Source organism: Lysobacter ciconiae, assembly GCF_015209725.1.
GTDB classification, from domain to species: Bacteria; Pseudomonadota; Gammaproteobacteria; order Xanthomonadales; family Xanthomonadaceae; genus Novilysobacter; species Novilysobacter ciconiae.
In genome coordinates this window covers 1,606,133-1,630,011 of sequence record NZ_CP063656.1, presented here as the reverse complement: position 1 = coordinate 1,630,011, position 23,879 = coordinate 1,606,133, and the positions used below count along the sequence as shown (strand labels likewise).

23 protein-coding genes are annotated in these 23,879 nt (G+C 66.9%); 14 read left to right on the top strand and 9 right to left on the bottom strand.

The annotated features are described in order from the left end of the window. Positions 1 to 14: 14 nt before the first annotated feature. Positions 15 to 1,295, bottom strand: a complete 1,281-nt coding sequence (locus INQ41_RS07460) for an efflux RND transporter periplasmic adaptor subunit (RefSeq protein ID WP_193983243.1) — start codon at positions 1,293 to 1,295, stop codon at positions 15 to 17. A 328-nt stretch (positions 1,296 to 1,623) separates the two neighbouring features. Between INQ41_RS07460 and INQ41_RS07455 the strand changes: the two genes are divergently transcribed. From INQ41_RS07455 to INQ41_RS07430, 6 genes are all read left to right on the top strand, one after another. Next, positions 1,624 to 3,816, top strand: coding sequence for a TonB-dependent receptor family protein (locus INQ41_RS07455; protein ID WP_193983242.1), 2,193 nt, complete (start codon positions 1,624 to 1,626; stop codon positions 3,814 to 3,816). An 85-nt stretch (positions 3,817 to 3,901) separates the two neighbouring features. Continuing rightward, entirely contained in the window at positions 3,902 to 5,470 is a 1,569-nt protein-coding gene (locus INQ41_RS07450) for a POT-type proton-dependent oligopeptide transporter (protein WP_193983240.1), read from the top strand. A gap of 3 nt (positions 5,471 to 5,473) precedes the next feature. Further along, a complete protein-coding gene (locus tag INQ41_RS07445; protein ID WP_193983238.1) occupies positions 5,474 to 6,079 on the top strand; it encodes a rhomboid family intramembrane serine protease in 606 nt (201 codons plus the stop codon). A gap of 132 nt (positions 6,080 to 6,211) precedes the next feature. Further along, entirely contained in the window at positions 6,212 to 6,520 is a 309-nt protein-coding gene (locus tag INQ41_RS07440; protein WP_193983236.1) for a GNAT family N-acetyltransferase, read from the top strand. 110 nt (positions 6,521 to 6,630) lie between these two features. Beyond that, complete coding sequence (locus tag INQ41_RS07435; RefSeq protein ID WP_193983234.1) at positions 6,631 to 7,344, top strand: pseudouridine synthase; 714 nt, start codon at positions 6,631 to 6,633, stop codon at positions 7,342 to 7,344. A 129-nt stretch (positions 7,345 to 7,473) separates the two neighbouring features. Then, positions 7,474 to 8,328, top strand: coding sequence for a DUF3298 and DUF4163 domain-containing protein (locus tag INQ41_RS07430; RefSeq protein WP_193983232.1), 855 nt, complete (start codon positions 7,474 to 7,476; stop codon positions 8,326 to 8,328). Between the two features lie 104 nt (positions 8,329 to 8,432). Here the strand turns inward: INQ41_RS07430 and INQ41_RS07425 are convergent, their stop codons facing one another. After that, positions 8,433 to 10,658 (bottom strand): M3 family metallopeptidase, encoded by a 2,226-nt coding sequence (locus INQ41_RS07425; protein WP_193983230.1) that lies wholly within the window; start codon positions 10,656 to 10,658, stop codon positions 8,433 to 8,435. Between the two features lie 162 nt (positions 10,659 to 10,820). Here INQ41_RS07425 and INQ41_RS07420 point away from each other — a divergent pair, with 162 nt between their 5' ends. Both INQ41_RS07420 and INQ41_RS07415 read left to right on the top strand, forming a co-directional pair. Next, on the top strand, positions 10,821 to 11,489 hold the full coding sequence (locus tag INQ41_RS07420) for a mechanosensitive ion channel family protein (protein WP_193987273.1): 669 nt from the start codon (positions 10,821 to 10,823) through the stop codon (positions 11,487 to 11,489). A gap of 72 nt (positions 11,490 to 11,561) precedes the next feature. Then, positions 11,562 to 11,825, top strand: a complete 264-nt coding sequence (locus tag INQ41_RS07415; protein ID WP_228076535.1) for a hypothetical protein — start codon at positions 11,562 to 11,564, stop codon at positions 11,823 to 11,825. A 34-nt stretch (positions 11,826 to 11,859) separates the two neighbouring features. On the opposite strand, the gene INQ41_RS07410 is transcribed toward INQ41_RS07415, so the two are convergent. Further along, positions 11,860 to 12,372: a M48 family metallopeptidase gene (locus tag INQ41_RS07410; RefSeq protein ID WP_193987271.1), complete on the bottom strand. Its 513-nt coding sequence runs from the start codon at positions 12,370 to 12,372 to the stop codon at positions 11,860 to 11,862. Positions 12,373 to 12,528: 156 nt separating this feature from the next. Between INQ41_RS07410 and INQ41_RS07405 the strand changes: the two genes are divergently transcribed. Both INQ41_RS07405 and INQ41_RS07400 read left to right on the top strand, forming a co-directional pair. Continuing rightward, positions 12,529 to 13,674 (top strand): baeRF3 domain-containing protein, encoded by a 1,146-nt coding sequence (locus tag INQ41_RS07405; RefSeq protein WP_193983228.1) that lies wholly within the window; start codon positions 12,529 to 12,531, stop codon positions 13,672 to 13,674. Between the two features lie 50 nt (positions 13,675 to 13,724). Next, positions 13,725 to 14,897: a trans-sulfuration enzyme family protein gene (locus tag INQ41_RS07400; RefSeq protein WP_193983226.1), complete on the top strand. Its 1,173-nt coding sequence runs from the start codon at positions 13,725 to 13,727 to the stop codon at positions 14,895 to 14,897. 16 nt (positions 14,898 to 14,913) lie between these two features. On the opposite strand, the gene INQ41_RS07395 is transcribed toward INQ41_RS07400, so the two are convergent. Then, positions 14,914 to 15,246 carry a YkgJ family cysteine cluster protein gene (locus INQ41_RS07395; RefSeq protein WP_193983224.1) on the bottom strand — a complete coding sequence of 111 codons (333 nt, stop codon included), beginning with the start codon at positions 15,244 to 15,246 and terminating at the stop codon, positions 14,914 to 14,916. After that, a complete protein-coding gene (locus INQ41_RS07390; protein ID WP_193983222.1) occupies positions 15,243 to 15,914 on the bottom strand; it encodes a class I SAM-dependent methyltransferase in 672 nt (223 codons plus the stop codon). Before INQ41_RS07390 ends, INQ41_RS07395 begins: the two co-directional genes overlap by 4 nt. A gap of 258 nt (positions 15,915 to 16,172) precedes the next feature. Between INQ41_RS07390 and INQ41_RS07385 the strand changes: the two genes are divergently transcribed. From INQ41_RS07385 to INQ41_RS07375, 3 genes are all read left to right on the top strand, one after another. Beyond that, positions 16,173 to 16,514, top strand: a complete 342-nt coding sequence (locus tag INQ41_RS07385) for a zinc ribbon domain-containing protein YjdM (RefSeq protein ID WP_193983221.1) — start codon at positions 16,173 to 16,175, stop codon at positions 16,512 to 16,514. Positions 16,515 to 16,578: 64 nt separating this feature from the next. Next, positions 16,579 to 17,244, top strand: a complete 666-nt coding sequence (gene trhA, locus INQ41_RS07380) for a PAQR family membrane homeostasis protein TrhA (RefSeq protein ID WP_193983219.1) — start codon at positions 16,579 to 16,581, stop codon at positions 17,242 to 17,244. Positions 17,245 to 17,284: 40 nt separating this feature from the next. Beyond that, positions 17,285 to 18,964 carry an ABC1 kinase family protein gene (locus INQ41_RS07375; RefSeq protein WP_282436996.1) on the top strand — a complete coding sequence of 560 codons (1,680 nt, stop codon included), beginning with the start codon at positions 17,285 to 17,287 and terminating at the stop codon, positions 18,962 to 18,964. 111 nt (positions 18,965 to 19,075) lie between these two features. Here INQ41_RS07375 and INQ41_RS07370 read toward each other — a convergent pair whose 3' ends face one another. The 3 genes from INQ41_RS07370 to INQ41_RS07360 form a co-directional block, all read right to left on the bottom strand. Continuing rightward, entirely contained in the window at positions 19,076 to 19,663 is a 588-nt protein-coding gene (locus INQ41_RS07370; protein ID WP_193983215.1) for a DUF4136 domain-containing protein, read from the bottom strand. 73 nt (positions 19,664 to 19,736) lie between these two features. Continuing rightward, a complete protein-coding gene (locus INQ41_RS07365) occupies positions 19,737 to 20,513 on the bottom strand; it encodes a lipoate--protein ligase family protein (protein ID WP_193983213.1) in 777 nt (258 codons plus the stop codon). Continuing rightward, on the bottom strand, positions 20,510 to 20,890 hold the full coding sequence (locus INQ41_RS07360) for a biotin--protein ligase (RefSeq protein WP_228076534.1): 381 nt from the start codon (positions 20,888 to 20,890) through the stop codon (positions 20,510 to 20,512). Before INQ41_RS07360 ends, INQ41_RS07365 begins: the two co-directional genes overlap by 4 nt. Before the next feature lie 158 nt (positions 20,891 to 21,048). Between INQ41_RS07360 and sstT the strand changes: the two genes are divergently transcribed. Continuing rightward, positions 21,049 to 22,323, top strand: a complete 1,275-nt coding sequence (sstT, locus tag INQ41_RS07355) for a serine/threonine transporter SstT (protein WP_193983211.1) — start codon at positions 21,049 to 21,051, stop codon at positions 22,321 to 22,323. A 44-nt stretch (positions 22,324 to 22,367) separates the two neighbouring features. On the opposite strand, the gene INQ41_RS07350 is transcribed toward sstT, so the two are convergent. Next, positions 22,368 to 23,837, bottom strand: a complete 1,470-nt coding sequence (locus tag INQ41_RS07350; protein WP_228076790.1) for an acetyl-CoA hydrolase/transferase family protein — start codon at positions 23,835 to 23,837, stop codon at positions 22,368 to 22,370. Positions 23,838 to 23,879: the final 42 nt, after the last annotated feature.

Here is a 23,879-nt window from a genome sequence, read left to right as displayed (position 1 = left end):
GGGGGATTCTCTGCTTACTGCTTCGAGGCCGGCGCGTCGTCAGCGGGCGTTGCTGCATCGGCGGGCGGCGCCGGGTCGGCGGCATCGGGATTGGGGGTGCCGGGCGACGCGGCCGCCGGTTGGGCTGGCGCGGGCGCGGCAGCGCCGGGGGCGGCCGGGGCCTGAGCCTCAGCTCCGGCTTCGGTCGGCTGCACCGGCGCGTCGGGCTGCACCTTCTGCAGGCCTTCGACAATCACCCGGTCGCCTGCCACCAGGCCGTCATCCACCAGCCACTTGTCGCCGATGGTGCGGCTGACCTTTACCTGGCGCACTTCAACCTTGTTCTCGGCGTTGACCACCATCGCCGTCGCGTGCCCCTTGGGGTCGCGGGTGATGCCCTGCTGCGGCACCAGGATCGCGTTCTGGCGGACGCCGCCGCCGATCACTGCGCGCACGTACATGCCAGGCAGCAGCAGGTCGTCGGGGTTGGCGACCTTGACCCGCAGCGCGTAGCTGCCGGTGGTGGGATCGACGCTGACCTCGGAGAACTCCAGTTCGCCTTTCTGGCCGAACTCGGTGCCGTCCTCCAGCAGGATCGTGACAGGCATGCTGCGGCCGTCCTCCAGCTTTCCCGACGCGAGTCCCTTGCGCAGTTCAAGCAGTTCGCTGGCCGACTGGGTGAGGTCGACGTAGATCGGATCCAGCTGCTGCACCGTGGCCAGCGCCTCGGGCTGGTTGGCGGTCACCAGCGCGCCCTGGGTGACGGAGGATTTGCCGATCCGGCCGCTGATCGGAGCGGTGATGTGGGCAAAGCCCAAGGTCACCTGGGCGCTCTGCACGGCGGCCTGGCCGGCGGCGACCTCGGCCTCGGCCTGGCGCAGCGCCGCAATCGCGTTCTCATTGTCCTGCTTGCTCACCGCATCGATCTTTGCCAGGTCGCTGGAGCGCGCGGCGGTGAGCCGCGCTGCCACCAACGTCGCCCTGGCGCGGGCAAGCTGCGCCTGTGCGGTCGCGGCCGAGGCCTTGTAGGCCGCGTTGTCCAACTGGTACAGCGGCTGCCCCGCCTTGACCATGCTGCCTTCTTGGAACAGCCGCTTGGCGACGATGCCGCTGACCTGCGGCCGCACCTCGGCAATCTGGAAGGCGGTGGTCCGGCCCGGCAGCTCGCGGGTCAGGGTCGTGGTTTCCGGAGCGAGCGTTACTACCGTGACCGGTGTCGGGGGCCGCTGCTGTGCTTCCGGCTCACCGCCACAGGCGGCGAGGGTGATGGCGAGCGCCAACGGCAGGAAAACCAAGCGGCGGGGGGACCTGGACATGGGAATGGACTCGGGAATTGGAAGAAAAAAAGAGCGGAAGGCCGCTCAGACCGGGGGAGAATGAACGATCATTCTTTTGTTGTCAATGCTGGCGGCGTGAAAGATGAATAGGGAGCGCGAGATATCCGGCAGAGCCCGTCTCATTTCCGCCGGCCAAAACGCAGCGCAGCAAAGCGGAAATAGTCGCGTCCGGGACTTTAAGTCGGGGTGATTGCGCCCCTGCGAGCGATCGCATGTGAGTGTCGCGTTCAGGCCGTTTGCGTGTTGCACGGTAGGCTGCGCATCCCTTGACCGCGGCGCTGCGACCGCGATGACGAGGTTTTGCACCATGCGACTACCCGCCCGTAACGCGCAGCCGCGTGCTTCGCTCCTGCACGGCTGCCTGCTGATTGCCCTGGGCCTGCCCGTGGGCGTGAGCGCGCAGGCGTCCGGCCAGCCGCAAGGCGACCAGTCCGGGCAGCCAGCTGCCGCGGTGCAGCTGCCTTCGGTCGTGGTCTCGGCGACCCGGATCCCGGCCGACGCGCTGGTGGTGCCGGCCGCCATCGACCTGGTGGAAGCCGACGCCATCCATCGGGCGCGTCCGGCCATTGACCTGTCCGAGTCCCTGGGCCGGATACCCGGCGTGGTGGCGCGCAATCGCCAGAACGACGCGCAGGACCTGCAGATCTCGATCCGTGGCTTCGGCGCGCGGGCAACCTTTGGCGTACGCGGCGTGCGGCTCTACACCGACGGCATTCCGGCCACGATGCCGGACGGGCAGGGGCAGGTGTCGCATTTCCCGATCGCATCGGCGGAGCGCATCGAAGTGCTGCGCGGCCCGTTCTCGGCGCTGTACGGCAACGCCTCGGGCGGCGTGATTTCGCTGTTTACCGCATCGGCACCCGACGAACCGACGCTCTCCGCCGGCCTTGTGCTGGGCGGCTACGGTTTGCAACAGTCCTCGCTGTCGTTCCAGACCCCTTGGGGTGACGGGAACGACGGCAGCTTCGTCGGCGATTTCGCCGATGTCCGCAGCGACGGCTTTCGACGCCACAGCCGCTCGCACCGGCGCAGCGGCCAGGCGGTACTCAAAGGCGTCGCCGGCACGGGGACGCGCTACACCGTGCTGGTCAACGGTCTGGACCTGGAGGCCGACGACCCGCAGGGGCTGACCGCGGGCCAGTTGCGTGGTGACCGTCGCGCTGCCAGCGATGGCGCGCTCGCGTTCGACACCCGCAAGACGGTCCGCCAGGGCCAGGCCGGCGCCCGGATCGAGCAGGCGCTGGGCGAATCGCAGACGCTGCAACTGACGGCCCACGCCGGCAGTCGCAAGACCACCCAGATGCTGTCCGTGCCCGTGATTGTCCAGCGCAAGAATCCCATGCACGGCGGCGGGGCGATCGACCTGGATCGCGATTACAGCGGCGCCGACCTGCGCTGGCAATGGGCCTCGAGTCTGCTGGAGCGGCCGTTCTCGCTGACCACCGGGCTGGAATACCAGGTGTCGGAGGAGCGCCGGCGCGGTTTCGAGAATTTCATCGGCGACCGCATCGGCGTGGTGGGCAAGCTCCGCCGCGACCAGGACGACCGCGTCACCGCCCGCGATGTCTACGCGCAGGCCGAGTGGGCTCCGGCCGAGCGCTGGCGGATCAACCTGGGCGCACGCCGCAGCCAGGTGCGTTTCAACTCGCGCGACCATTACATCACCGCCGACAACCCCGATGACAGCGGTTCGCTGGACTACGCGCGTACCTCGCCGGTCGCCGGAGTGCTGTTCCGCGCGACCCCGTGGCTGAGCGTGTACGCCAACGCGGGCGCCGGATTCGAGACGCCCACCCTGTCCGAGCTGGCCTACCGCGATGACGATCGCAGTGGCCTCAACAACGGGCTGGAACCGGCGCGCAGTCGCAACATCGAAGCCGGCGTCCGCGCAAGGCGCGACGGCTGGGAGTGGTCCGGCGCGGTGTTCCAGAGCCGGACCCGCGACGAGCTGGTGGTGATCGCCAACCAGGGCGGTCGCAGCGTGTACGGCAACGCCGGCGTGTCGCGGCGGCGCGGCGTGGAACTGGCCGGCACCTTGGAGTTTGCGCCGCAGTGGCACCTGTCGGGCGCCTACACCTTCCTGGACGCCGAATACCTGACCGATTTCGCCGCCTGCGGGACGCCGCCCTGCGGTGACGACAGCCTGATTATCCAGGCCGGGCGTCGGATCCCGGGGCTGGCGCGCAATACCGCCTGGTCGGAGCTGCGCTGGAGCCCGCTCGCCTCGACCGACGTGATGCTGGAAGGGCAGTACACCGACCGCATCGCCGTGGACGATGCCAACTCCGAATACGCACCGGCGGCCGCGCGCTTCGACCTGGCCGCCGAGCACCGCATCCAGGGCGCTGGGCTGGAGTGGCGCGGTTTTGCACGGCTCAACAACGTCTTTGACCGCGACATCATCGGCTCGGTCATCGTCAACGACGGCAACGGGCGCTACTACGAGCCGGCGCCGGGGCGCCACTGGCAGGTAGGCGTGTCCGCAAGCCGCAGTTTCTGAGTGAGCGCACCACGGCCAACGGCAGGGGCGTTGGCGACCGGCTTCGCGTAGGCTCCGGGTTTCGATTTTTCCGGACCATCCAACGATGACGACCAACGCCGCCGCGGCGACCGGCAAGGCCCGGTTCCCGCGCCAGATCCGCTACATCATCGGCAACGAGGGATGCGAGCGCTTCAGCTTCTATGGCATGCGCAACATCCTGGTGCAGTTCCTGATCACCTCGACGTTGCTGCAGCACATCCTGGAAGGCACCGAGCGCGAGCTGGCGGCGAAGGACCTGATCCACACCTTCATGATCGGTGTGTACTTCTTCCCGTTGCTGGGCGGCTACCTGTCGGACCGGTTTTTCGGCAAGTACAACACCATCCTGTGGTTCAGCCTGATCTATTGCGCGGGCCATGCCTGCCTGGCGATGTTCGAGGACAGCCGCACCGGGTTCTTCACCGGCTTGGGCCTGATCGCGCTGGGCGCGGGCGGCATCAAGCCGCTGGTGGCGTCCTTTGTTGGCGACCAGTTCGACCGCACCAACAAGCACCTGGCGAAGGTCGTCTTTGACGGCTTCTACTGGATCATCAACTTCGGGTCACTTTTTGCCTCGCTGATGATGCCGTTGTTCCTCAAGCACTTTGGTGCCAGCGTGGCCTTCGGCATCCCGGGCGCGCTGATGTTCATCGCCACCCTGGTGTTCTGGCTGGGCCGGAAGCACTACGTGATCGTCCCGCCGGCCACGGTGGCGGATCCGGACTCCTTCTCGCGGGTCATCCGCACCGCGTTGCTGGCCGAGAAGCCGGGGCAGGGGAGGATGGGCCTGTGGATGGCGATGGCGGGCGTGGTCGTGGCCGCCGCCTCGTTCGCACTGATTCCGACCTTGGGATTCGTGATCGCGTTCTGCATCGCGCTGGTGGTGTTGCTGGTCGGTGCGGGCGGCGGCGCCTATATGCAGCTGGATCGGGCCCGCGGCGTGCATCCGGACATGGCCGTCGACGGCGTGCGCAGCGTCCTGCGCGTGCTGGTGATCTTCGCGCTGACCACGCCGTTCTTCTCGCTGTTCGACCAGAAGGCGTCGACCTGGGTCATCCAGGGCAACGCGATGACCAAGCCCGAATGGTTCGTCTCATCGCAGATGCAGGCGCTGAACCCGGCGCTGGTGATGATCCTGATCCCGTTCAACAACATGGTGCTGTACCCGGCGCTGCGGCGTTTCGGCTGGGAACCCACCGCACTGCGCCGGATGACCGCGGGCATCGCCTTCAGCGGCCTGGCCTGGATCGTCATCGGCGGTATCCAGGTGGCCATGGACAACGGCGATCCGATGTCGATCGTCTGGCAGGTGCTGCCGTACGCGCTGCTGACCTTCGGCGAGGTGCTGGTCTCGGCGACCGGGCTCGAATTCGCCTACAGCCAGGCGCCTCTGGCCATGAAGGGCGTGGTGATGAGCTTCTGGAACCTGACCACCACCATCGGCAACCTGTGGGTGCTGCTGGCCAACGCCGCGGTCCGCAACGATGCGGTGACCGGCAACATCGCTGCCACCGGGCTCAGCACCGCCTCATTCCAGATGTTCTTCTTCGCCGCCTTCGCCCTGGTGGCCGCGCTGGTGTTCGGCTTGTACGCCCGCCGCTACCGCGTCGTCGACCACTACCGGAAAGTCTGATTCATGATCACCCTGGCCATCATTGCCGTCACCGTCCTGGTCTCCTGGCAAGCATTCGGCAACCCGCGGCTGCTGGAGCGCCTGATCCTGTGGCCGCCGGCGATCAGCGGCGCGAAGCAGTACGACCGGCTGATCACCCACGGCTTCATCCACGCCGACTGGCAGCACCTGCTGTTCAACATGATCACGCTGTTCTTCTTCGGCCGCTTCGCCGAGCAGCTGATCACCCAGATGATCGGCCCCGTCGGCTTCGCGCTGTTCTACCTGTCGGCGATCGTGGTGGCGATCATGCCCACCTACCTGCGCCACAAGGGCGACCGCAACTACCGCAGCCTGGGCGCCTCCGGTGCGGTATCGGCGGTGTTGTTCGCCTTCATCCTGGTCAAGCCGTGGTCGCTGATCTTCGTGTTCTTCCTGCCGGTGCCGGCGATCCTGTACGGCGTGTTCTTCGTGGGCTATTCGTTCTGGATGGACCGCAGCGGCGGCGGCCGGACCAACCACAGCGCGCACCTGTCGGGCGCGATCTACGGCGTGCTGTTCGTGCTGATGCTCAATCCCGCCATCGGCAGCCACTTCCTGCGCGAGTTGCTGAGTCCTTCGTTCGGGTAGGGCCGCTCGCAGGACGGGAACCACGCTGCGTCAGGCCAGATTGCGACGCGCTTGCCAATTGCGCGGTGCTCATCCGGGGTGAATGCCTGCGGTAGTAGATTGACTGCCATTCCACACAGTCAGGAGCTACCCATGGCAGGCCAATCCCCGGAGAACACCCCAGCGCAAACCCCGGCGCCGCGCCACGACGCCGATGCCGGCCGTTTCATCCTCACCGTGGACGGCACCGATGCGGTGCTCGACTATCACCGCGATGGGAACGTCATGGTCATCACCCACACCGGCGTCCCGTCGGAAATTGGCGGCCGCGGAATCGCCGGACAGCTGGTGGAAGCGGCCTTCGAGCACGCCAGCCAGCACAAGTGGAAGGTGCGTCCGGAATGCAGCTACGCCGCTGGATGGGCCAAGCGCCACCCGGCCTACCTGTCGCTCGTCGAGTAAGCCCGGCAAACCTTACCCCGGCGCTGCGCATCGGTGGATCTTCCGCCCGTGTTCGCCATTGGGGGACACTTGTGCCAGCCTACGCGGCCCCCACCGGTCCCCATCCCGTCATGCGCCTCAACAAACACATCAGCGAAAGCGGGTTCTGCTCCCGCCGCGAAGCCGATCGCCTGATCTCCGAAGGCCGGGTGACCGTGAACGGCATCCGGGCGCGGGTCGGCTCCGAAGTCGGTGAGGATGACGAGGTCAAGGTGGATGGCCAGGCGCTGCGGGTGAAGACCGTCGCCAAGGGCAAGCGCAAGCACGTCTACATCATGCTCAACAAGCCGGTCGGGATCACCTGCACGACCGAGTCGGCGGTGGACGGGAACATCATCGACTTCATCGGCCACGAGCAGCGGATCTTTCCGATCGGCCGGCTCGACAAGGATTCGGAAGGGCTGATCCTGCTGACCAGCAACGGGGACATCGTCAACGAGATCCTGCGCGCGGAGAACAAGCTGGAGAAGGAGTACCTGGTGGCGGTCAACCACGACGTGACCCCCGAATTCCTGCGCGCCATGGCCAAGGGCGTGCCCATCCACGGTCAGACCACGCTGCCCTGCAAGACCACCAAGCTGGGCCGCTTCGGCTTCCGCATTGTTCTGGTGCAGGGACTCAATCGCCAGATTCGCCTGATGGCGGCGTATTTCAAGTTCCGGGTCAAGACGCTGGTGCGGGTGCGCATCGGCAACGTCAAGCTGGGCCGCCTGAAGATCGGCCAGTGGCGCAACCTGACCGACGAGGAGCTGCAGGGTCTGATCCCGCACCGCACCGAGTGGTGATACGCAGCGCGGCCTGAGCGGTCCGCGAGTGGAGTCCAGCCGCGCGCATGGCTGCGCCGGGCTCCCGTGCATTTGGGCGTCACGTCAGCGCGGCTAGGCTGCACGTAATTCGTCCAGGGGGATCACTGCATGCGTCACACGCCACTCATCGCCGCGCTCATGGCCGCCCTGCTGGTTACTGCAGTCGGCTGCGATCGCTCGCCGCCCGACACCGCGGGTCCCACCGGCACCGGCGCAACCCAGCCGGCGCCTGGATTGCCCGACCCGGTGACCGACGACCAGCCGGTGGTGCTGGAAGATATCGTGGAAGGCACCAGCGACTACCTCGTCGGCATCAGCTACCAGGGTGACGCCTCGGCCTATCCGGGCCTGGCCAGGCGCATGAAAGCCTATGCGGACAGCGCCCGCGGGGAAATGATCCAGGCCGCGCAGTCGCGTCCACCTGCAGAAGACGGCGGCAGCAACGCGCCCTACGACCTCTCGCTGAGCTTTGTCGAATTGCTGCGCACGCCGCAGCTCGTTTCCTGGGCCGCCGATGGCAGCAGCTACACCGGTGGCGCCCATGGGATGCCGCTGCTTGCCCGCTTCAACTGGCTGCCGGCCCGCAACAGGATGCTGACCGCCGAAGAGCTCGTGACCGATCCCGCCGGCTGGAAAGCGGTCTCCGAGTACGCCCGCGAGCAATTGCACACACGTCTCTCGCAGCGCATCGATGGCGACGCCTCAGATCCCGCGGAACGCACCCGGATGATGCGCAGCGCAGGACGCATGATCGACGAGGGCACCGCACCCGAGCCCGCGCAATTCGGCGAGTTCGAGCCCTTGCCCGGAGCGGCGGGAAAGCTGCGCGGCCTGCGCTTTGTTTTCTCGCCCTACCAGGTGGGTCCGTACTCCGATGGCGTGCAGACGGTGGACGTTCCGGCGAACGTCCTGATGCCGTACATCTCGCCCGAATACCGTGACCTCTTCGAGGGTGGCAGCTAGCGCCACTCGATGCGTGGTCTGCTTCACACGGCCCGCTTCAGCCCATAAAAAAACGCCGCCGGGATCAACCCGGCGGCGTTTTTGATCCAGCACCTGCGGCGGGATTACTCCTTGATGACTGGCACCTTGGCGTCGTCGGTGACCGTGCCATCAAGTCCTCGGCGCACCAGCAGCGGGTTGATCTCCGCCTCGTGGCCGGCAAAGTCACGGAACAGCTGCAGGGCGTCCTTGCTGCCGCCGCGCGAGAGCAGGGTGTCGCGGAAGCGATCGCCGTTCTCGCGGGTCAGGCCGCCGTTCTTCTTGATGTACTCCACCGTGTTGGCGTCCAGCACTTCCGACCAGATGTAGGCGTAGTAGCCGGCTGCGTATCCGCCCATGATGTGGCTGAAGTAGGGCGTGCGGTAGCGCGGGGGCACGGCGGCGTAGTCGGTGCCGTTGGCTTTCAGCGCAGCGGCTTCGAAGTCCATCACGCCGGCGGCGTCGGGGATGGCGTCGGCCTTGGCCTGGTGCCAGCTCTGGTCAAGCATCGCCGAACCCAGGTACTCGGTGGTGGCAAAGCCCTGGTTGAACTTGGAGGCTGCCGCGACCTTGTCCAGCAACGCCTGCGGCATCGCCTCGCCGGTCTTGTAGTGCTTGGCGTAGTTGGCCAGCACGCTGGGCCAGTCGGCCCACATCTCGTTGACCTGGGACGGGAACTCGACGAAGTCGCGCGGCACGCTGGTGCCGCTGAAGTAGGGATACTTCACGTTGGAGAACATGCCGTGCAGCGCATGCCCGAACTCGTGGAACATCGTGGTGGTCTCGTCCCACGTCATCAGCGCCGGGCCATTGGTCGGCTTGGTGATGTTGAGGTGGTTGGCCACGATCGGCAGGTTGCCGGTGAGTGCGGACTGGGACACGTAGGAGTTCATCCACGCCCCGCCGCGCTTGGACGGACGGGCAAACGGGTCGAACACGAAGATCGCCAGCTGGCTGCCGTCCTTGTCGAACACGTCATACGTGGTCACGTCGGGGTGGTAGACCGGCAGGTCGGTGCGCTGCTTGAAGCTCAGGCCGTACAGCTGGCCGGCGGCGTAGAACACGCCGTTCTCGAGCACGTTCTTCATTTCCAGGTACGGCTTGAGCTGTGACTCGTCGAAGTCGTATTTGTCGGCGCGGACCTTCTCGGTGTAGTACGCCCAGTCCCACGGTTCCAGCTTGAAGGTGGGCTCGCCCTTGGCGGCCTGCTCCTTGTCGATCATCGCCTGCAGCGCGGCGCCTTCGCGGCGGGCGTTGGCGACGGCCGGCGGGGCGAGCTTGCCGAGCATTTCGTTGACCGCCTCGGGGGTCTTGGCGGTTTCATCGGCCAGTACGTAGGCCGCGTAGGTCGGATAGCCCAGCATGCCGGCCTTCTCGGCCCGCAGCTTGAGGATCGTCGACACCAGCCTGGTGTTGTCGAACTCGTTGCCGCGGCTGCCGCGGCTGACCGATGCCTTGTGCAGGCGCTCGCGCAGGGCGCGGTTTTCCAGCTGCGACTCCAGCGGCTGGCCGGTGGTGTTGAGCAGGGCGATGACGTACTTGCCTTCCTTGCCGGCGGCCTTGGCGGCGTCGGCCGCGGCGGCGATCTGGTCGTCGGTCATGCCGGCCAGTTCGTCCTTGCTGTCAACCGTGATGGCGGAGGCGTTGACCTCGGCCAGAACGTTCTGGTTGAAGCTGGTACCCAGATTGGCCAGCTCGCCGTTGATTTCCTTCAGACGGACCTTGTCGGCTTCGGGAAGCTTGGCGCCCGAGCGGACCAGGTCGGTGTGGTAACGCTCCACCAGGCGCACGCCCTCGGCGTCCAGGCCCAGCGAGTCGCGGGTGTCGTACAGCTTCTGGATGCGGTCGAACAGCTTCGGGTTCAGCGCGATGGCGTCGCGGTGCGCGGCCAGCTTGGGCGCGTATTCGGCCTGGATCGCCTTGCGGGTGTCGTTGGTGTCGGCACCGACCAGGGAGAAGAACACGGTCGAGGTGCGGTCGAGGATCTCGCCGGATTTCTCCAGCGCGATGATGGTGTTCTCGAAAGTCGGCGCTGCGCTGTTGTTGGCGATCGCCTCGACTTCCTTCAGGTGCTCGGCCATGCCGCGATCAAAACCGGGGCCGAAATCGGCGTCGGTGATCTTGTCGAACGCGGGGTAGTGCAGCGGCAGGCTGCTCTCGGCGAAGAAGGGGTTGTTGCTGGATTCGTTCACGGTGTTGCCGTCCTGGGATGCGGACTGGCTGGGCTCAGCCGGATTGGCTTCGGACTGGCTGCATGCGGCCAAGCTGGTGGTCAGCGCCACAGCCAGGGCCAGCGCGAGAGGGTGCTTCATTGGACAGGAACCTCGTCGTTGGGATCCTGCAGCCTAACCGATGCACGATTCGCGCACCCATGACAAAAGCCACCCCCGCAAACAGCCCTGGCGGGCGGTATCCTTGCCGGTTTGGCGGATCCTGCGCCGCTTCCTGCCGCAATGCCTGAGCGCGCCATCATCATGAAAGACCAGTTTCCCGCGTGGACCCAGCAGTGGCTGGACGTGTTGTTGCCGGCCGGGCAGATCGTGCTGATCCTGATCGCGGCATGGGCGTTGCGGGCAATGGGTCGGCACCTGATCAAGCGGGTCAGTCAGCGTTACAACCTGCTGCCCCAGGTGGCCGTCGGCGGCCGGCGCCTGCTCGGGTTCCTGGTCTCGTTCGGCGCGCTGCTGCTGATACTGGAGCGTTTTGGCGTGTCCGGGACGATCCTGTGGACCGCGTTCACCGGCTTCGCCGCCGTCGGCGCGGTGGCGTTCTTTGCGGCTTGGAGCGTGCTGTCCAACATCTTCTGCACGGCGCTGATCCTCACCACGCGCCCGTTCCGGCTGAACGACCACATCGAGTTGCTGGAAAACGGGGAAAAGCCGGGGCTGAAAGGCCAGGTCGTGGACATCAACCTGATCTACACGACGCTGCAGGAGTGCGTCGACGGCAAATCCTCGTCGGTCCTGCAGGTGCCCAACAACCTGTTCTTCCAGCGTACGGTGCGCCGTCACCTGCCTGCACGTGGGGGCGCCAATCCCACCGCAATCCACACGCAGCCACAAACAATTGCCGCCTATCCGGGTGTTGCTGCCGGTCCGGCTGAACAAACTGCCAACCGGCGCTACGGTCTGCCCGACGCTTGATCCGGGTCACGGCCGCTCCGCCGTCCTCCGCGCACCATGGTCGGCAAGACGAAACCAGGCAGGAGGACCGGCATGAGCGAGTTCCACATCGACATGGGCGAAAAGGCGGGCGCGATGGCGCTTGACCCGCAGGCGCTGGGTCGGATCGAAGATGCGATCTACGACGTCGATCCTGCGGCAGTGATCGATTTCGCTCCCTCCAGCCACCGCTTGCGGGTGGCGGCGGCGCTGGATGCCAACCATCTGGCCGTCGTGCTGGGCTTTGCCGGCTATCCGGTCGGGCCGGACGCGATCGAACAACTGCCGTCGATCTGTTGCGGGGGTTGCAGCGGCTGAGGCGGTGATCCGGAGGATCGCGCCGTACCCGACGCTACTGCCGGACTGAATCCCGCTTGGCCAGATCCAGCTGCGTCAGGTACAGCCGCATATCGAATTCCAACTGGTGGTAGTCCGGCTCCATATGGTTGCACAGCTGGTAGAACGCGCGGTTGTGGTCGGACTGGCGCAGGTGGGCCAGTTCGTGGACGACGATCATGCGCAGGAACGGCTCTGGCGCATCGCGGAAAACCCCGGCGATCCGGATCTCGCGGCTGGCCTTGAGCCGGCCACCCTGCACGCGCGAGACCGCTGTGTGGGTGCCCAGCGCGTGCCGCACTGCCTGCAGGCGGTTGTCGAATACCACCTTGTCCAGCGGCGCCGCCTTGCGCATGTGGCGGTCCTTGAGCCCGACCACGTACTGGTACAGGGCGCCGTCGGTGCGCACCTCGTGGGCCTGGTCGTAGCGCTCCTGCAGCCAGGATCCCAGCCGGTCGCGACGGATCAACTCGCGCACCTGTTGGCGAAGTCCAGGATCGTAACCGGCAAGGTAGGGCAACTCGGGCATGTCGCCACGATACGGCATCACGCCTTTCCTCCGCTGGCGCGAGTCAGCGCGCAGGGTGGGTCGCGACATTGCCTTCAGGCGGGGAGGGTAGACTGGATTCAGGTCGCAGAACCCGAGTTTTGCCGCCCCCAAATTCACGTTCACCGAGGTGCCAAGATGCATTCACTTATCGACGACTTCACCGGAAACCTGTTCCAGGATCCGGTCGGCCCGTGCATTTCGCTCTATCAGCCGACGCACCGTAGCCACCCGGACAACGGCCAGGACCCTATCCGGTTCGGCAACCTGGTCAAGAAGGCGGAGGCGTCGTGGAAGGAGCGCTACCCGGACAAGGATCCCGCGCCGCTGCTGGCCAACCTGCGCAAGCTGGGCGAGGAGCGCAACTTCTGGAATCACACCCTGGACGGACTGGCGGTGCTGGTCTCGCCGGACATGTTCCGCGTCTATCGCCTGCAGCGCGCCGTGCCCGAGCTGGTCAATGTCGGCGACAGCTTCCACATCAAGCCGCTGCTGCGGATGGTGCAGTCCGCCGACCGCTACCAGGTGCTGGCGATCAACCGTCACAGCGCCAAGATGTTCGTCGGCAACCGCGATGCGCTGGATCCGTTCGAAGCCGGCGACGACTTTCCCGACACGCTTGAGGCCGTGCTTGGCGATGACCCGCTGCGACAGCGCCCGGCGTCGTGGTCGCGCGGAGCGGCGGCAACCATCGCCGGCGTCAACGACGGCCAGATCGAGCGCAGCAAGCTGGTCGATGCCGACACCGAGCAGTTCTTCCGTGCGGTTGATCGCGCGGTCGCCGAGCAGTTCTCGCGTCCGGCGCGACTGCCACTGATGCTGGCCGCGCTGCCCGAGCATCAGGCGATGTTCCGCAAGCTGAGCCACAACGCCTATCTGCTGCCGCAGGGGATCGACACGCATCCCGACGCCATCAGCCTGGACGAGCTGCGCGAGCGCGCCTGGCGCGTCATGGAGCCCAAGTACCTGGAGCGCCTGGCGGGGCTGGTGGACATGTACCACGCCGCGCGTGCGCGCTGGCTGGCCAACGACGATATCGCCCAGGTGGCGCGCAGCGCCGTGTCGGCACGCGTATCCACCCTGCTGGTGGAAGCCGATCGGCAGGTCAACGGCCGCATGGACCTGCAGAGCGGTGCGGTCGACTTCGCCGCGGAAGGCGGCATCGGAGAAGACCTGCTGGACGATATCGCCGAGAAGGTGATCGCCAACGGTGGCCAGGTCGTAGTCGTGCCCAAGGGCCGCATGCCCAGCGAGACCGGGCTGGCTGCCATCTACCGCTTCTAAGGGCGCAATCGATCCTAGAATGGGGCTCCACAGCCAAGGAGCCCCATCGGATGCCGCACCTTCACACGCTTGCCGTCCACGCCGGGCGCGAGGATTTCGGCCAGTTGGGCGTTCACGCCCCGCCGATCGACCTCTCCACGACCTACCCGGTACCCGATCTGGCGGCAGGTACGGCCAGCTTCGATGCGCTGGTGGCCGGGGAGGCAAGCGCGGCCAATCCGATCTACGCGCGGCTGCACAATCCCACGGTGGCACGGGTGGAAGGCGCTCTGGCGCAGCTGGAAGGCAGCGAGGCCTGCGTCGCTTTTGGCTCCGGGATGGCGGCGCTGGCGGCATTACTGATGGCGGTGAGGACGGACGGCGGACACGTGCTGGTCGTGCGTCCGTTGTACGGAACCTCCGATCACCTGCTCGCCAGCGGCATGGCCGGACTGGAGGCCGAATTCGTGGACGCGGCCGATATTGCCTCGCGTATCCGCCCCACGACGGCGCTGGTGATGATCGAGACGCCGGCCAACCCGACCCTGGACCTGGTCGACATCCGCGCCGTGGTCGCAGCGGCGGGCAAGGTCCCGGTAGCGGTGGACTCCACGTTTGCCACGCCGGTGCTGCAGAACCCGATCGCCCTGGGCGCGACGTATGTACTCCACAGCGCAACCAAGTTCCTCGGCGGCCACGGCGATGTGATTGCCGGGGTGGTGTGCTGCAGCGAGGAAAACGCCAAGCCGCTGCGTCAGATCCGTGCCGTTACCGGCGCGTTGCTACACCCGCTGGGAGCCTATCTCCTGCATCGCGGATTGCCGACGCTGGCGCTGCGCGTCGAGCGCGCCCAGCACAACGCCGGGGTCTTGGCACAGCGGCTGGCCGAACACTCTGCGGTGGCAACGGTGTTCTATCCGGGAATGGGGACGGTCGCCAACGATCACCTCGCCGCCACGCAGATGCGCGGGCCGGGCGCCTTGCTCGCCTTTGATTTGCACGGCGGGCACGCCGCCGCATCGACCGTCATGAAGGCCGTGCGCCTGCTGACCCCGGCGGTCAGCCTGGGCTCGGTGGACAGTCTGATCCAGCACCCGGCCGGGCTGACCCACCGCGTACTTGATGAGGCGACGCGCCAGGCGACCGGCATCACCGCCGGCCTGCTGCGGGTGTCGGCCGGCATCGAGCATGTCAATGACCTGTGGGCGGACCTCTCAGCAGCGCTGGAGACCGCCCGCGGCTGATCACTTCGGGGACGGCTTACTCCGCCGGCGGCGCGGCTTCGTCGTAGAGACGCGAGTAGGCATCGCGAACGCTGCGGCAATCCGGGCTCCCCATCCGGAACGCGCGGCAGATTCCCGGCCGCTGGTCGTAGATGGTGCAGTTCATGCGCGTCGGGTCCACGGCCACGCACCAGCCGTCCTCGTCGTGGGCCATGACGTGCAGGCCGTGCGGCGTACGCGCGATCATGTGGCGGGGGACGGCGGTGTCCTCCGGCATGACCAGGACGGTTTGTCGGCAACACACCGCGTCGCATCGCTGGCAGCTTATCGAGCGGTCGATGTCCGGCAAATCCGTGGCCTCCGACATCATTGCGGACCGTCTGCTGCGCGGCGCCGGTAGTGGAGCAGTCGACCGCGCAAGGTCTCGGGCTCATCCTCGTCCAGCGCGCCGCGGGATTCGCTGACCTCAAAGCCCTGCAATGCCAGGGCCCGGGTGAACGCGCCGCTGTGGCCCCGGCCCGGGTCGCAGAACAACAACTCGGCCTCGGGCAGCGCGTGCCTTCCGACCAGCGCGGCAATCAGTTCCGCGTGCGGCCGTTCGTAGAGGACATCCGCTCCTATGAGCAGGTCGAAGCGTCCCAGCGTGGGCAGTGGCACACCCCACTGGAGCTTGCGGTAGGGCACGCTGGGCAGGTCGTTGAGTGCGCTGTTGTAGGCCAGGAAGGGCTCAGCCAGAGGGTGCATGTCGCTGGCGATCACGTCCGCGCCGCGCCGCTGCAGCACCAGGCTTGCCAGCCCCAGGCCACAGCCGACCTCCAGGATGCGCTTGCCCTCGATATCGAAAGTCGCCATCGCATTGGCGAGCAGCTGTCCGGCGGGCCAGACCTGCCCGAACAGCGACCACTGGGCCGAGGAGATGCCCAGCCGTTTGGCGCGCCCGTCGGGGTCGGAAAACTGCTGTTTATCGCTGAGCGAGCGGATCGTGTAATCCAGATCGCCCAGGCGGATGCGCTGCTGGCGCGTGAGATAACCGGGCATGAAGACCCCCTGTTAGAACGCCGCCGGTTGAGGGCAGGGCGCATGGCGGGAGCAGGCTTGGACCCTGGAAAGCGGTCGGCAAGGAGAGGGCCGTGCAGCAGGCCCCGCTCCATGCTACTCCGTAAGCGCCGCCAGCGCTGCGTGCACGGGCACGCGATGCACGCGGGCTTCATAAGCAGATTCAATGAGTTGCGGCCACGTCCTGAGGCGCTGGCTTATACTGTCCGGCCCCCCGACTCTTCAATGGATGGTGTGTTGATGCCTGATATTCCGGCCTGTTCCAAGTGCGGCAAGGAGAACACCTACCCCGACGGTGATCACTACGTCTGCGCCGACTGCGGCCACGAATGGCCGACCGATCCGAACGCGAAGCCCGCGGACGCGATGGTGGTGCGCGACGTCAACGGCAACATCCTCAACGAGGGCGACACCGTTACCGTCATCAAGGACCTCAAGGTCAAGGGCTCCTCGATCCCGCTCAAGCAGGGCACGGTGATCCGCAACATCCGCCTGGTGGAGGACGACCCGGAAAACATCGAAGGCAGCTCGGACAAGATCAAGGGTCTGGTGCTGAAGACGTGCTTTCTCAAAAAGGCCTGATGCCGCCGATCACCCGAGCCGCGGCGTCCACCGGTTGCCGGTAAACGGCGCTAGCATGGCCGGCATGCCTACCCTCTCATCGTCGCGGTCATCACCGACGCCCGCGCCGGCGCCGGCTTCGGAGGAGCTCGCCAACGCGCTCACCCACGGACTGGGCGCGACGGCCGCGCTCGCCGGCGGCGCCGTCCTCATCACCCTGGCCGCGCTGTGGGGCGATGCGTGGCAACTTACTAGCGCGATCGTCTTCGGCGTGTGCCTGTTGCTGCTTTACGTCGCATCAACGCTGTACCACGCGGTGCGCCACCCGGTTGCCAAGGCGAGGCTGAAGGTCTTCGACCATTGCGCGATCTACCTGTTGATCGCGGGAACCTACACGCCGTTCACGCTCATCGGCCTGCGTGGTCCGTGGGGCTGGTGGCTGTTCGGCGTGATCTGGACGCTGGCCGCAGCCGGGGTGGTGTTCAAGCTGTTCCTGACCGGCCGCTACCGGCGCCTGTCGACGATGATCTACATCGCAATGGGCTGGCTGGTGCTGGTCGCGATCAAGCCGATGTGGCGTGCGCTGGACGGCTGGACCCTGGGCTGGCTGCTGGCGGGCGGCATTTTCTACACCGCAGGGACGATTTTCTATCACCGGCCGGCACTGAAGTACTCGCATGCGATATGGCACATGTTTGTCCTCGGCGGGAGCCTGTGCCATTACATCGCAGTGATGGCGCACATTGTCTGAGCGCCGCGCCGATCCGCGGTCAACCGGAGCTACACGCATGCTGTGGGATGGGCTGAGCGCAACCCGGGACTTGGGGCGGGTCTACGACATCGCCTCGATACTGATCCGCTACGGCTTCGGCGACATGGTCGGCCGGCTCGGGCTGGCGCCGGTGCTCGCCCGCGCAGGGCGCGTGCTGCCCTTGGGCCACATGGAGGAGCTGGTGGCGCTGCCCACGCCGGTGCGGGTGCGCCACGCGCTGGAGGAAATGGGCCCCAGTTTCGTCAAGCTGGGGCAGGTGCTGGCGACGCGCGTGGACCTGTTCCCGCCGGAGTGGATCGCCGAGTTCGGCAAGCTGCAAAACCAGGCGCCGGAAGTGCCCTACAAGCTCATCCGCCAGCAGATGCTGGAGGACCTGGGCGCGTCGCCCGAAGCCGTGTTCGCCTGGCTGGACCGGACGCCCCTGGCCGCCGCATCGATCGCCCAGGTCCACCGTGCGCGCCTGCACGACGGCACCGAGGTGGTCGTCAAGGTGCGCCGGCCAGGCATCAAGCCGGTGGTGGAAGCCGACATGCGCCTGCTTCATCGCGCGGCGCAGGCGATGGAGGCGCGCTTCGAGGAACTGCGCCAGTTCCAGCCCAGCGCGATGGTCCGCCAGTTCAAGGGTTCGCTGGGCCGCGAGCTCGATCTGGCGGCCGAGTGCCGTCACGCCGAGCGCATTGCCTCCAGCTTCTCCGGCTCGGGGGAGATCGTGGTTCCCGCGGTGCATTGGCAATACACCGGCGCGCGGATGAACGTGCAGGATTTTGTCGACGGTGTGTCGCTGTCCAACCTGGCCGCGGTCGATGCCGCCGGGCTGGACCGCAAGCTGATTGCCCGGCGCGGCGCGAATGCAGTGCTGAAGTTGATGTTCGAGGACGGGTTTTTCCATGCCGATCCGCACCCCGGCAATGTGTTCGTGCTGCCCGACAACGTCATTGCCCTGATCGACTACGGCATGGTCGGGCGGCTGTCGGATGCCCGCCGCAACCAGGTGATCGGCCTGTTGGATGCGCTGGTGATGCGGGACGCGGCCCGGGTCACCGACGTGATGCTCGAGTGGGCGACGCAGGCCCACGCCGACGAGGCCCAGATGGCGCTGGACGTGGACGCGCTGGTCGACCAGTACCACGGGATTTCGCTGGGCCAGTTGAACCTGGCCACGATGCTGGGCGACGTGACGGCCTTGCTGCGGGCCAACCGGCTGGCCCTGCCGGCCGACCTGGCCTTGATGATCAAGGTGTTCGTCACGTTGGAAGGACTGGGTCGCAGCCTGGATCCGGATTTCGACATGGCCAGCGAGGCGGCGCCCTTCCTGCGCCGCGCGATGTTGCAGCGCTATCGACCGGCGACGCTGTTGCGCCAGGGCGCGCGCACGCTGGCGGAAACGACGGAATTACTGGCAGGCCTTCCGCGGGACATTCGCCGGCTGATGCGCTCGGCGCGGCGCGGCAACGTCAAACTGCATGTCGACATCGATCGCCTGGACGAATTCGGTACCCAGCTCAACCACGCGGCCAACCGCCTGACGGTAGGCGTGGTCCTGGCCGCACTCATCATCGGATCCTCGATCACGCTGACCGTGCGTGGCGGGCCCACACTCCTGGGTCTGCCGGCTTTCGGCCTGCTGGGTTTCGTCGGCGCCGCCATTGCCGGTGCGTGGCTGGTAGTGTCGATCTGGCGCAGTGGTGGCGGCACCTAGAGCCGGGCTTCCAGACGGTGCGCGCGCACACGGCTCGCTGCGAAACGCTTCGCTGCAGGTCGCTTCCTGCAGCACCCTTTGCTACGGAACCGGTGCGCTTGCGCGCGCTTGTCAGGGCGCAGCGCGGTACGGAAATTTGGCGAAGATCGCGCTGATCGCCTGGTCGGCCGCCGCGACGCGCTGCTGCGGGCTTTTCTGGTTGACCCGGCCGATGGCATCGCCGCTCCAGACCAGCCGGTTGCGCGCGGCGTCGACCAGGTCGACGGTCAGCGTGCCTTCGGTGTACTGGCTCACCCGGGTCTCGTCATACCACACCGGGAACGCGTAATACGCGCGTGCGCGGTAGCTGTAGAAGTACTGGACGTCCGAGCGCGGAATCTCGTAGACGTCCGTCTTCTCGCGGATCACGCCCTGGAAGTTGACCAGCAGGTCGGCCTTGTCGGCGCTGTAACGGTAGCCACGTGCTTCCATCTCCCGGCGCACCGCCATCTTGATGTTGTCGGAGAGGTAGGAGGTGTAACCCGATTGCTCCATCGCCAGCGGCTGGTAGAAGCCGTAGGTCCGGTACTGCGAGAAGTCGGCCGTGGGATCCGCGTCGGTACGGATCCGGGGACCGGTGGCACACGCCGCCAGCATCGACACCAGCGCCAGCCCGATCAGGGCGCGCCACCAGAACGAAGACAAGGATGCGGTTTTCATGGTCGGTCCCACCGGTTTGGCCTGTGCCGAAAATAGCAGCGGCAACCCGTGCAACGCGTGAAAACCCGGCCTTTCACGGCACCACGGCAGTCCATTCGGCCGTCTCGAATTTGGCTTCTGCCAATCGCATCGCCTGACCCAGCTCATCCGGGGTGAGATGGTCGTCGCGCAGCCCGTGGTTGCGGCGGAAGGCCGCGATCATGCGCTCGATGACGGCCGCGCGTGGCAAGCCGGTCTGGCTGCGCAGGGGATCGACCCGTTTGGCCGCACTGGTGGTGCCCTTGTCGGAGAGTTTCTCGCGTCCGATGCGCAGCACGTCGCGCATTTTGCCGGTGTCGATGTCGTAGGCCATGGTGACGTGGTGCAGCACCGCGTTGCCCTTGCGTGCCTGCGCGGCTCCGGCGATCTTGCCGGCGGGGGAGGTGATGTCGTTGAGCGGCTGGTAGCTCGCTGCCACGCCCAGTTCGGCCAGCGCCTCGATCACCCAGCGATCCATCAGCTCGTAGGACTGCTGGAACGACAGGCCCTCGACCAGCGAGAGCGGGCCGCAGATCGAATAGGTAATCGTGTTGCCCGGTTCGATGAACATCGCGCCGCCGCCGCTGATGCGTCGGACCACCTGGATGCCATGACCCGCGGCTGCGTCTCCGTCGACCTCGTTGCGCAGCGACTGGAAGCGACCGATGACGACCGCCGGATCCGCCCATTCCCAGACCCGCAGCGTGGGGCGGCGGCGACCGGCGGAGACCTCGTTGGTCAGCACCTCGTCCAGCGCCATGTGCATCGCCGGCGATTGGGCGTCGGTGTGGATCAGTTGCCAGTCGTGCTCGTGCCACCCGGTCCGGCTCATGGCGCGGCCTCGCCGTTGACCGCGCGCTCCACCGCGATGGCGACGCCCTCGGCGCTGATGCCGTACAGCGACGCCCCATCGCCCAACGCGGTGCGCACGGCGGTGGCCCAGGCATCGACGCCGGCGTCGGCGCGGGTGCCGACCAGGGCGCGGTTGATCAGGTCAAGCGCGGAATCGGGCTCCAAGAAGAAATCTCCGCTCACGCGAACGTCGCTCAACCGTCCGCCGGACACGACCAGATCGACCACCACCAGCTTGCCGCCGGGCTCCTTGTATTCGCCGTGCATGGGCATCGACTCCTCGCCGTAATCGCCGCAAGCGCGGCTGAGGCAGCCATCCTCGTCTGCGTTGGCGTGCGGATCAATGACATGGGTCACTCGACCGGCGCCGGCGGTGCTAACGCGCCGTGGCGTGTCTCGCGATCACGATTTTCCCGCAAGCGGCCAAATCATCGGCGCGGTCGGCGACAATCGACGCTTCGTGCGCGGCCCGGACAGCGGCCGACGCGGATGCCTCCCGACCCGGACCTGACTTCATGACCGATCCCCGCCTTCCCGAGAACAAGCCCACGCCGTCGCTGCCCGGCAAGCAGTCGCAAGGCCTGCTGGCGCGCTGGACCGGGACAAGCCTGGTCCTGCGGATCGTGATCGGGCTGATCGCCGGCACGCTGCTGGCGCTTGTTGCGCCCTCGGCGGCGTTGGCGGCCGGGCTGCTTGGCACGGTGTTCGTGTCGGCCCTGAAGGCGGTCGCGCCCATCCTGGTACTGGTGCTGGTGGGCGCGTCTATCGCCAACCACCGGCAGGGACAGAAGACGCACATCCGCCCGATTCTGGTGCTGTACCTGGTCGGCACGCTTGCGGCGGCCATGGTGGCAGTGGCGGCCAGTTTCCTGTTTCCGGTCACACTGCACCTGGGGGTCGCCGGCGCAGGCGATCTGAGCCCGCCGGGCGGAATCGGCGAGGTGCTGCGCAACCTGCTGCTGCAGGTCGTGGACAACCCGATCCACGCGCTGCAGGCCGGCAACTACATCGGCATCCTCGCCTGGGCCGTCGGGCTCGGGATTGCCCTGCGTTACTCGGCCGACACCACCCGCACCGCGGTTGCGGACCTGTCGGACGCGGTGACCCGGCTGGTCCGCGCCGTGATCCAGCTGGCCCCTATCGGAATTTTCGGTCTGGTGGCCGAGACGATTGCAGCGACCGGACTGGCGACCCTGCTGGACTACGCCCAGCTGCTGGCGGTCCTGCTGGGGTGCATGCTGTTTGTCGCGCTGCTGGCCAATCCGCTGATCGTGGCCCTCGTGACCCGCAGCAATCCGTATCCACTGGTGCTGCGCTGCCTGCGCGAGAGCGGCATCACCGCGTTCTTCACCCGCAGCTCGGCGGCCAACATCCCGATCAACATGGAGCTGTGCCGCAAGATGGGCCTGCATCGCGAGACCTACGCGGTCTCGATTCCGATCGGCGCGACCATCAACATGGCCGGCGCGGCCATCACCATCACGGTGCTGACGCTGGCGGCGGTGCACACGCTGGGGATTCCGGTGGACCTGCCGACCGCCCTCCTGCTCAGCGTCGTCGCCGCGGTCGCGGCCTGCGGCGCCTCCGGGGTGCCAGGCGGGTCGCTGCTGCTGATCCCCCTCGCGGCCGGCCTGTTCGGCATATCCGACGACCTGGCGATGCGCGTGGTCGCGATCGGCTTCATCGTCGGTGTGGTGCAGGACTCGGCCGAGACCGCGCTGAACTCCTCCACCGATGTCCTGTTTACCGCGGCCGCCTGCAAGCGGGCGGAGGCTCGCGCAGGCCGCTGACACGAGTCAAATTGCGTCAGCCGTCAGCCGTCAGCCGTCAGCCGTCAGAGCAGCATGCTGCCTGTATCAATAAAGCGCTGGTGCCACGACAGGGCCTCCGGCAACAGGTGCGGGGTGTGCTTGGCGTAGCTGTCGCGGCAGGCGCGGTCGAAGTAGTCCTGCAGCATCGGCTTGAAGTCCGGGTGGACGCAGTTCTCGATGATGACCCGCGCGCGCTGCTTGGGCGCCAGTCCGCGCAGGTCCGCGAGGCCCTGGTCGGTGACCACGACCATCGTGTCGTGTTCGGTGTGGTCCACGTGGCTGACCATCGGCACGATCCCGGAGATCTTGCCGCCCTTGGCCGTGCTGGGCGCCATGAAGACCGACAGGTAGCTGTTGCGCGCGAAGTCGCCCGAGCCACCGATGCCGTTCATGATCCGGCTGCCAGCGATGTGGGTCGAGTTGACGTTGCCGTAGATATCCGCCTCGATCATGCCGTTCATGGCGATGCAGCCGAGCCGGCGGATGACCTCGGGGTGGTTGGAGATCTCCTGCGGACGCAGCAGGATGCGCCTGGAGTAGAAGTCGACGTTGGCGTTGAATTCCTCGATCCCGGCCGGGCTGAGCGAGAACGAGGTGGCCGATGCCATCCGCAGCACCCCCTCCTTGATCAGCTGCAGCATGCCGTCCTGGATCACCTCGGTGTAGGCCGAGAGTCCGGTGTAACCGCCGGTCGCCAGCCCCGCCAGCACCGCGTTGGCGATGTTGCCCACGCCCGACTGCAGCGGCAGCAGCTTGTCGGTCAGCCGGCCGCGCTTGACCTCGCGGCCGAGGAAATCCAGCAGGTGCCCGGCGATCCGCTGTGACGCCTCGTCGGGCGGGTTGAATGGCGAGTTGCGGTCCGGGTCGTTGGTCTCCACCACGGCGATGACCTTGTCCTGGTCCAGGCGGAACCAGGGCTGGCCGATGCGGTCATCGGGATGCAGCAGCGGGATCGGCTTGCGGTCCGGGGGCAGGGCGGTGCCGTAATAGATGTCGTGCATGCCGGCCAGCGCCTCGGGCTGCCAGCGGTTGACCTCCAGGATGATCTTGTCGGCCTGTTCCAGCCAGGTCATGTTGTTGCCAACCGAGGAGGACGGAATCAGGCTGCCGTCCTCGCGGATGCCGGAGACCTCCACCACCGCCACATCGATCTTGCCGAAGAATCCGAACCACGTGTGCTGGGCAACGTGGCTCAGGTGGATGTCGATGTATTCCAGGTTGCCGGCGTTGATGCGCTCGCGCACGGCCGGGTCGGACTGGTAGGGCAGGCGCAACTCCATGCCTTCCACGCGGGCCAGCGCGCCGTCCAGCTCGGGCGCGGTGGATGCGCCGGTCAGGACCTTGATCTTGAACGGATGGCCGGCGGCGGACGCGGTCTCCATGCGCGCGGCGAGCGCCTGCGGAACCGCCTTGGGGTAGCCGGCACCGGTGAATCCGCTCATGGCGACGGTCATGCCGGGCTGGATCAACTCGGCGGCCTGCGCCGCGCCCATGATCTTGCCGGCCAGGCCGGGGTGGAGAATGCGTTCGGTCAC

What these genes read in the sequence shown, in the direction of transcription:
- INQ41_RS07400 (WP_193983226.1), top strand. Translation starts at nt 13,725, where the DNA reads ATGCCGCACCTTCACACGCTTGCCGTCCACGCCGGGCGCGAGGATTTC.
- INQ41_RS07415 (WP_228076535.1), top strand. Translation starts at nt 11,562, where the DNA reads ATGAGCGAGTTCCACATCGACATGGGCGAAAAGGCGGGCGCGATGGCG.
- sstT (WP_193983211.1), top strand. Translation starts at nt 21,049, where the DNA reads ATGACCGATCCCCGCCTTCCCGAGAACAAGCCCACGCCGTCGCTGCCC.
- INQ41_RS07350 (WP_228076790.1), bottom strand. Translation starts at nt 23,837, where the DNA reads ATGGGCGCGGCGCAGGCCGCCGAGTTGATCCAGCCCGGCATGACCGTC.
- INQ41_RS07425 (WP_193983230.1), bottom strand. Translation starts at nt 10,658, where the DNA reads ATGAAGCACCCTCTCGCGCTGGCCCTGGCTGTGGCGCTGACCACCAGC.
- INQ41_RS07435 (WP_193983234.1), top strand. Translation starts at nt 6,631, where the DNA reads ATGCGCCTCAACAAACACATCAGCGAAAGCGGGTTCTGCTCCCGCCGC.
- INQ41_RS07410 (WP_193987271.1), bottom strand. Translation starts at nt 12,372, where the DNA reads ATGCCCGAGTTGCCCTACCTTGCCGGTTACGATCCTGGACTTCGCCAA.
- INQ41_RS07370 (WP_193983215.1), bottom strand. Translation starts at nt 19,663, where the DNA reads ATGAAAACCGCATCCTTGTCTTCGTTCTGGTGGCGCGCCCTGATCGGG.
- INQ41_RS07395 (WP_193983224.1), bottom strand. Translation starts at nt 15,246, where the DNA reads ATGATGTCGGAGGCCACGGATTTGCCGGACATCGACCGCTCGATAAGC.
- INQ41_RS07455 (WP_193983242.1), top strand. Translation starts at nt 1,624, where the DNA reads ATGCGACTACCCGCCCGTAACGCGCAGCCGCGTGCTTCGCTCCTGCAC.
- INQ41_RS07430 (WP_193983232.1), top strand. Translation starts at nt 7,474, where the DNA reads ATGCGTCACACGCCACTCATCGCCGCGCTCATGGCCGCCCTGCTGGTT.
- INQ41_RS07385 (WP_193983221.1), top strand. Translation starts at nt 16,173, where the DNA reads ATGCCTGATATTCCGGCCTGTTCCAAGTGCGGCAAGGAGAACACCTAC.
- INQ41_RS07405 (WP_193983228.1), top strand. Translation starts at nt 12,529, where the DNA reads ATGCATTCACTTATCGACGACTTCACCGGAAACCTGTTCCAGGATCCG.
- INQ41_RS07390 (WP_193983222.1), bottom strand. Translation starts at nt 15,914, where the DNA reads ATGCCCGGTTATCTCACGCGCCAGCAGCGCATCCGCCTGGGCGATCTG.
- INQ41_RS07460 (WP_193983243.1), bottom strand. Translation starts at nt 1,295, where the DNA reads ATGTCCAGGTCCCCCCGCCGCTTGGTTTTCCTGCCGTTGGCGCTCGCC.
- INQ41_RS07445 (WP_193983238.1), top strand. Translation starts at nt 5,474, where the DNA reads ATGATCACCCTGGCCATCATTGCCGTCACCGTCCTGGTCTCCTGGCAA.
- INQ41_RS07420 (WP_193987273.1), top strand. Translation starts at nt 10,821, where the DNA reads ATGAAAGACCAGTTTCCCGCGTGGACCCAGCAGTGGCTGGACGTGTTG.
- INQ41_RS07365 (WP_193983213.1), bottom strand. Translation starts at nt 20,513, where the DNA reads ATGAGCCGGACCGGGTGGCACGAGCACGACTGGCAACTGATCCACACC.
- trhA (WP_193983219.1), top strand. Translation starts at nt 16,579, where the DNA reads ATGCCTACCCTCTCATCGTCGCGGTCATCACCGACGCCCGCGCCGGCG.
- INQ41_RS07440 (WP_193983236.1), top strand. Translation starts at nt 6,212, where the DNA reads ATGGCAGGCCAATCCCCGGAGAACACCCCAGCGCAAACCCCGGCGCCG.
- INQ41_RS07450 (WP_193983240.1), top strand. Translation starts at nt 3,902, where the DNA reads ATGACGACCAACGCCGCCGCGGCGACCGGCAAGGCCCGGTTCCCGCGC.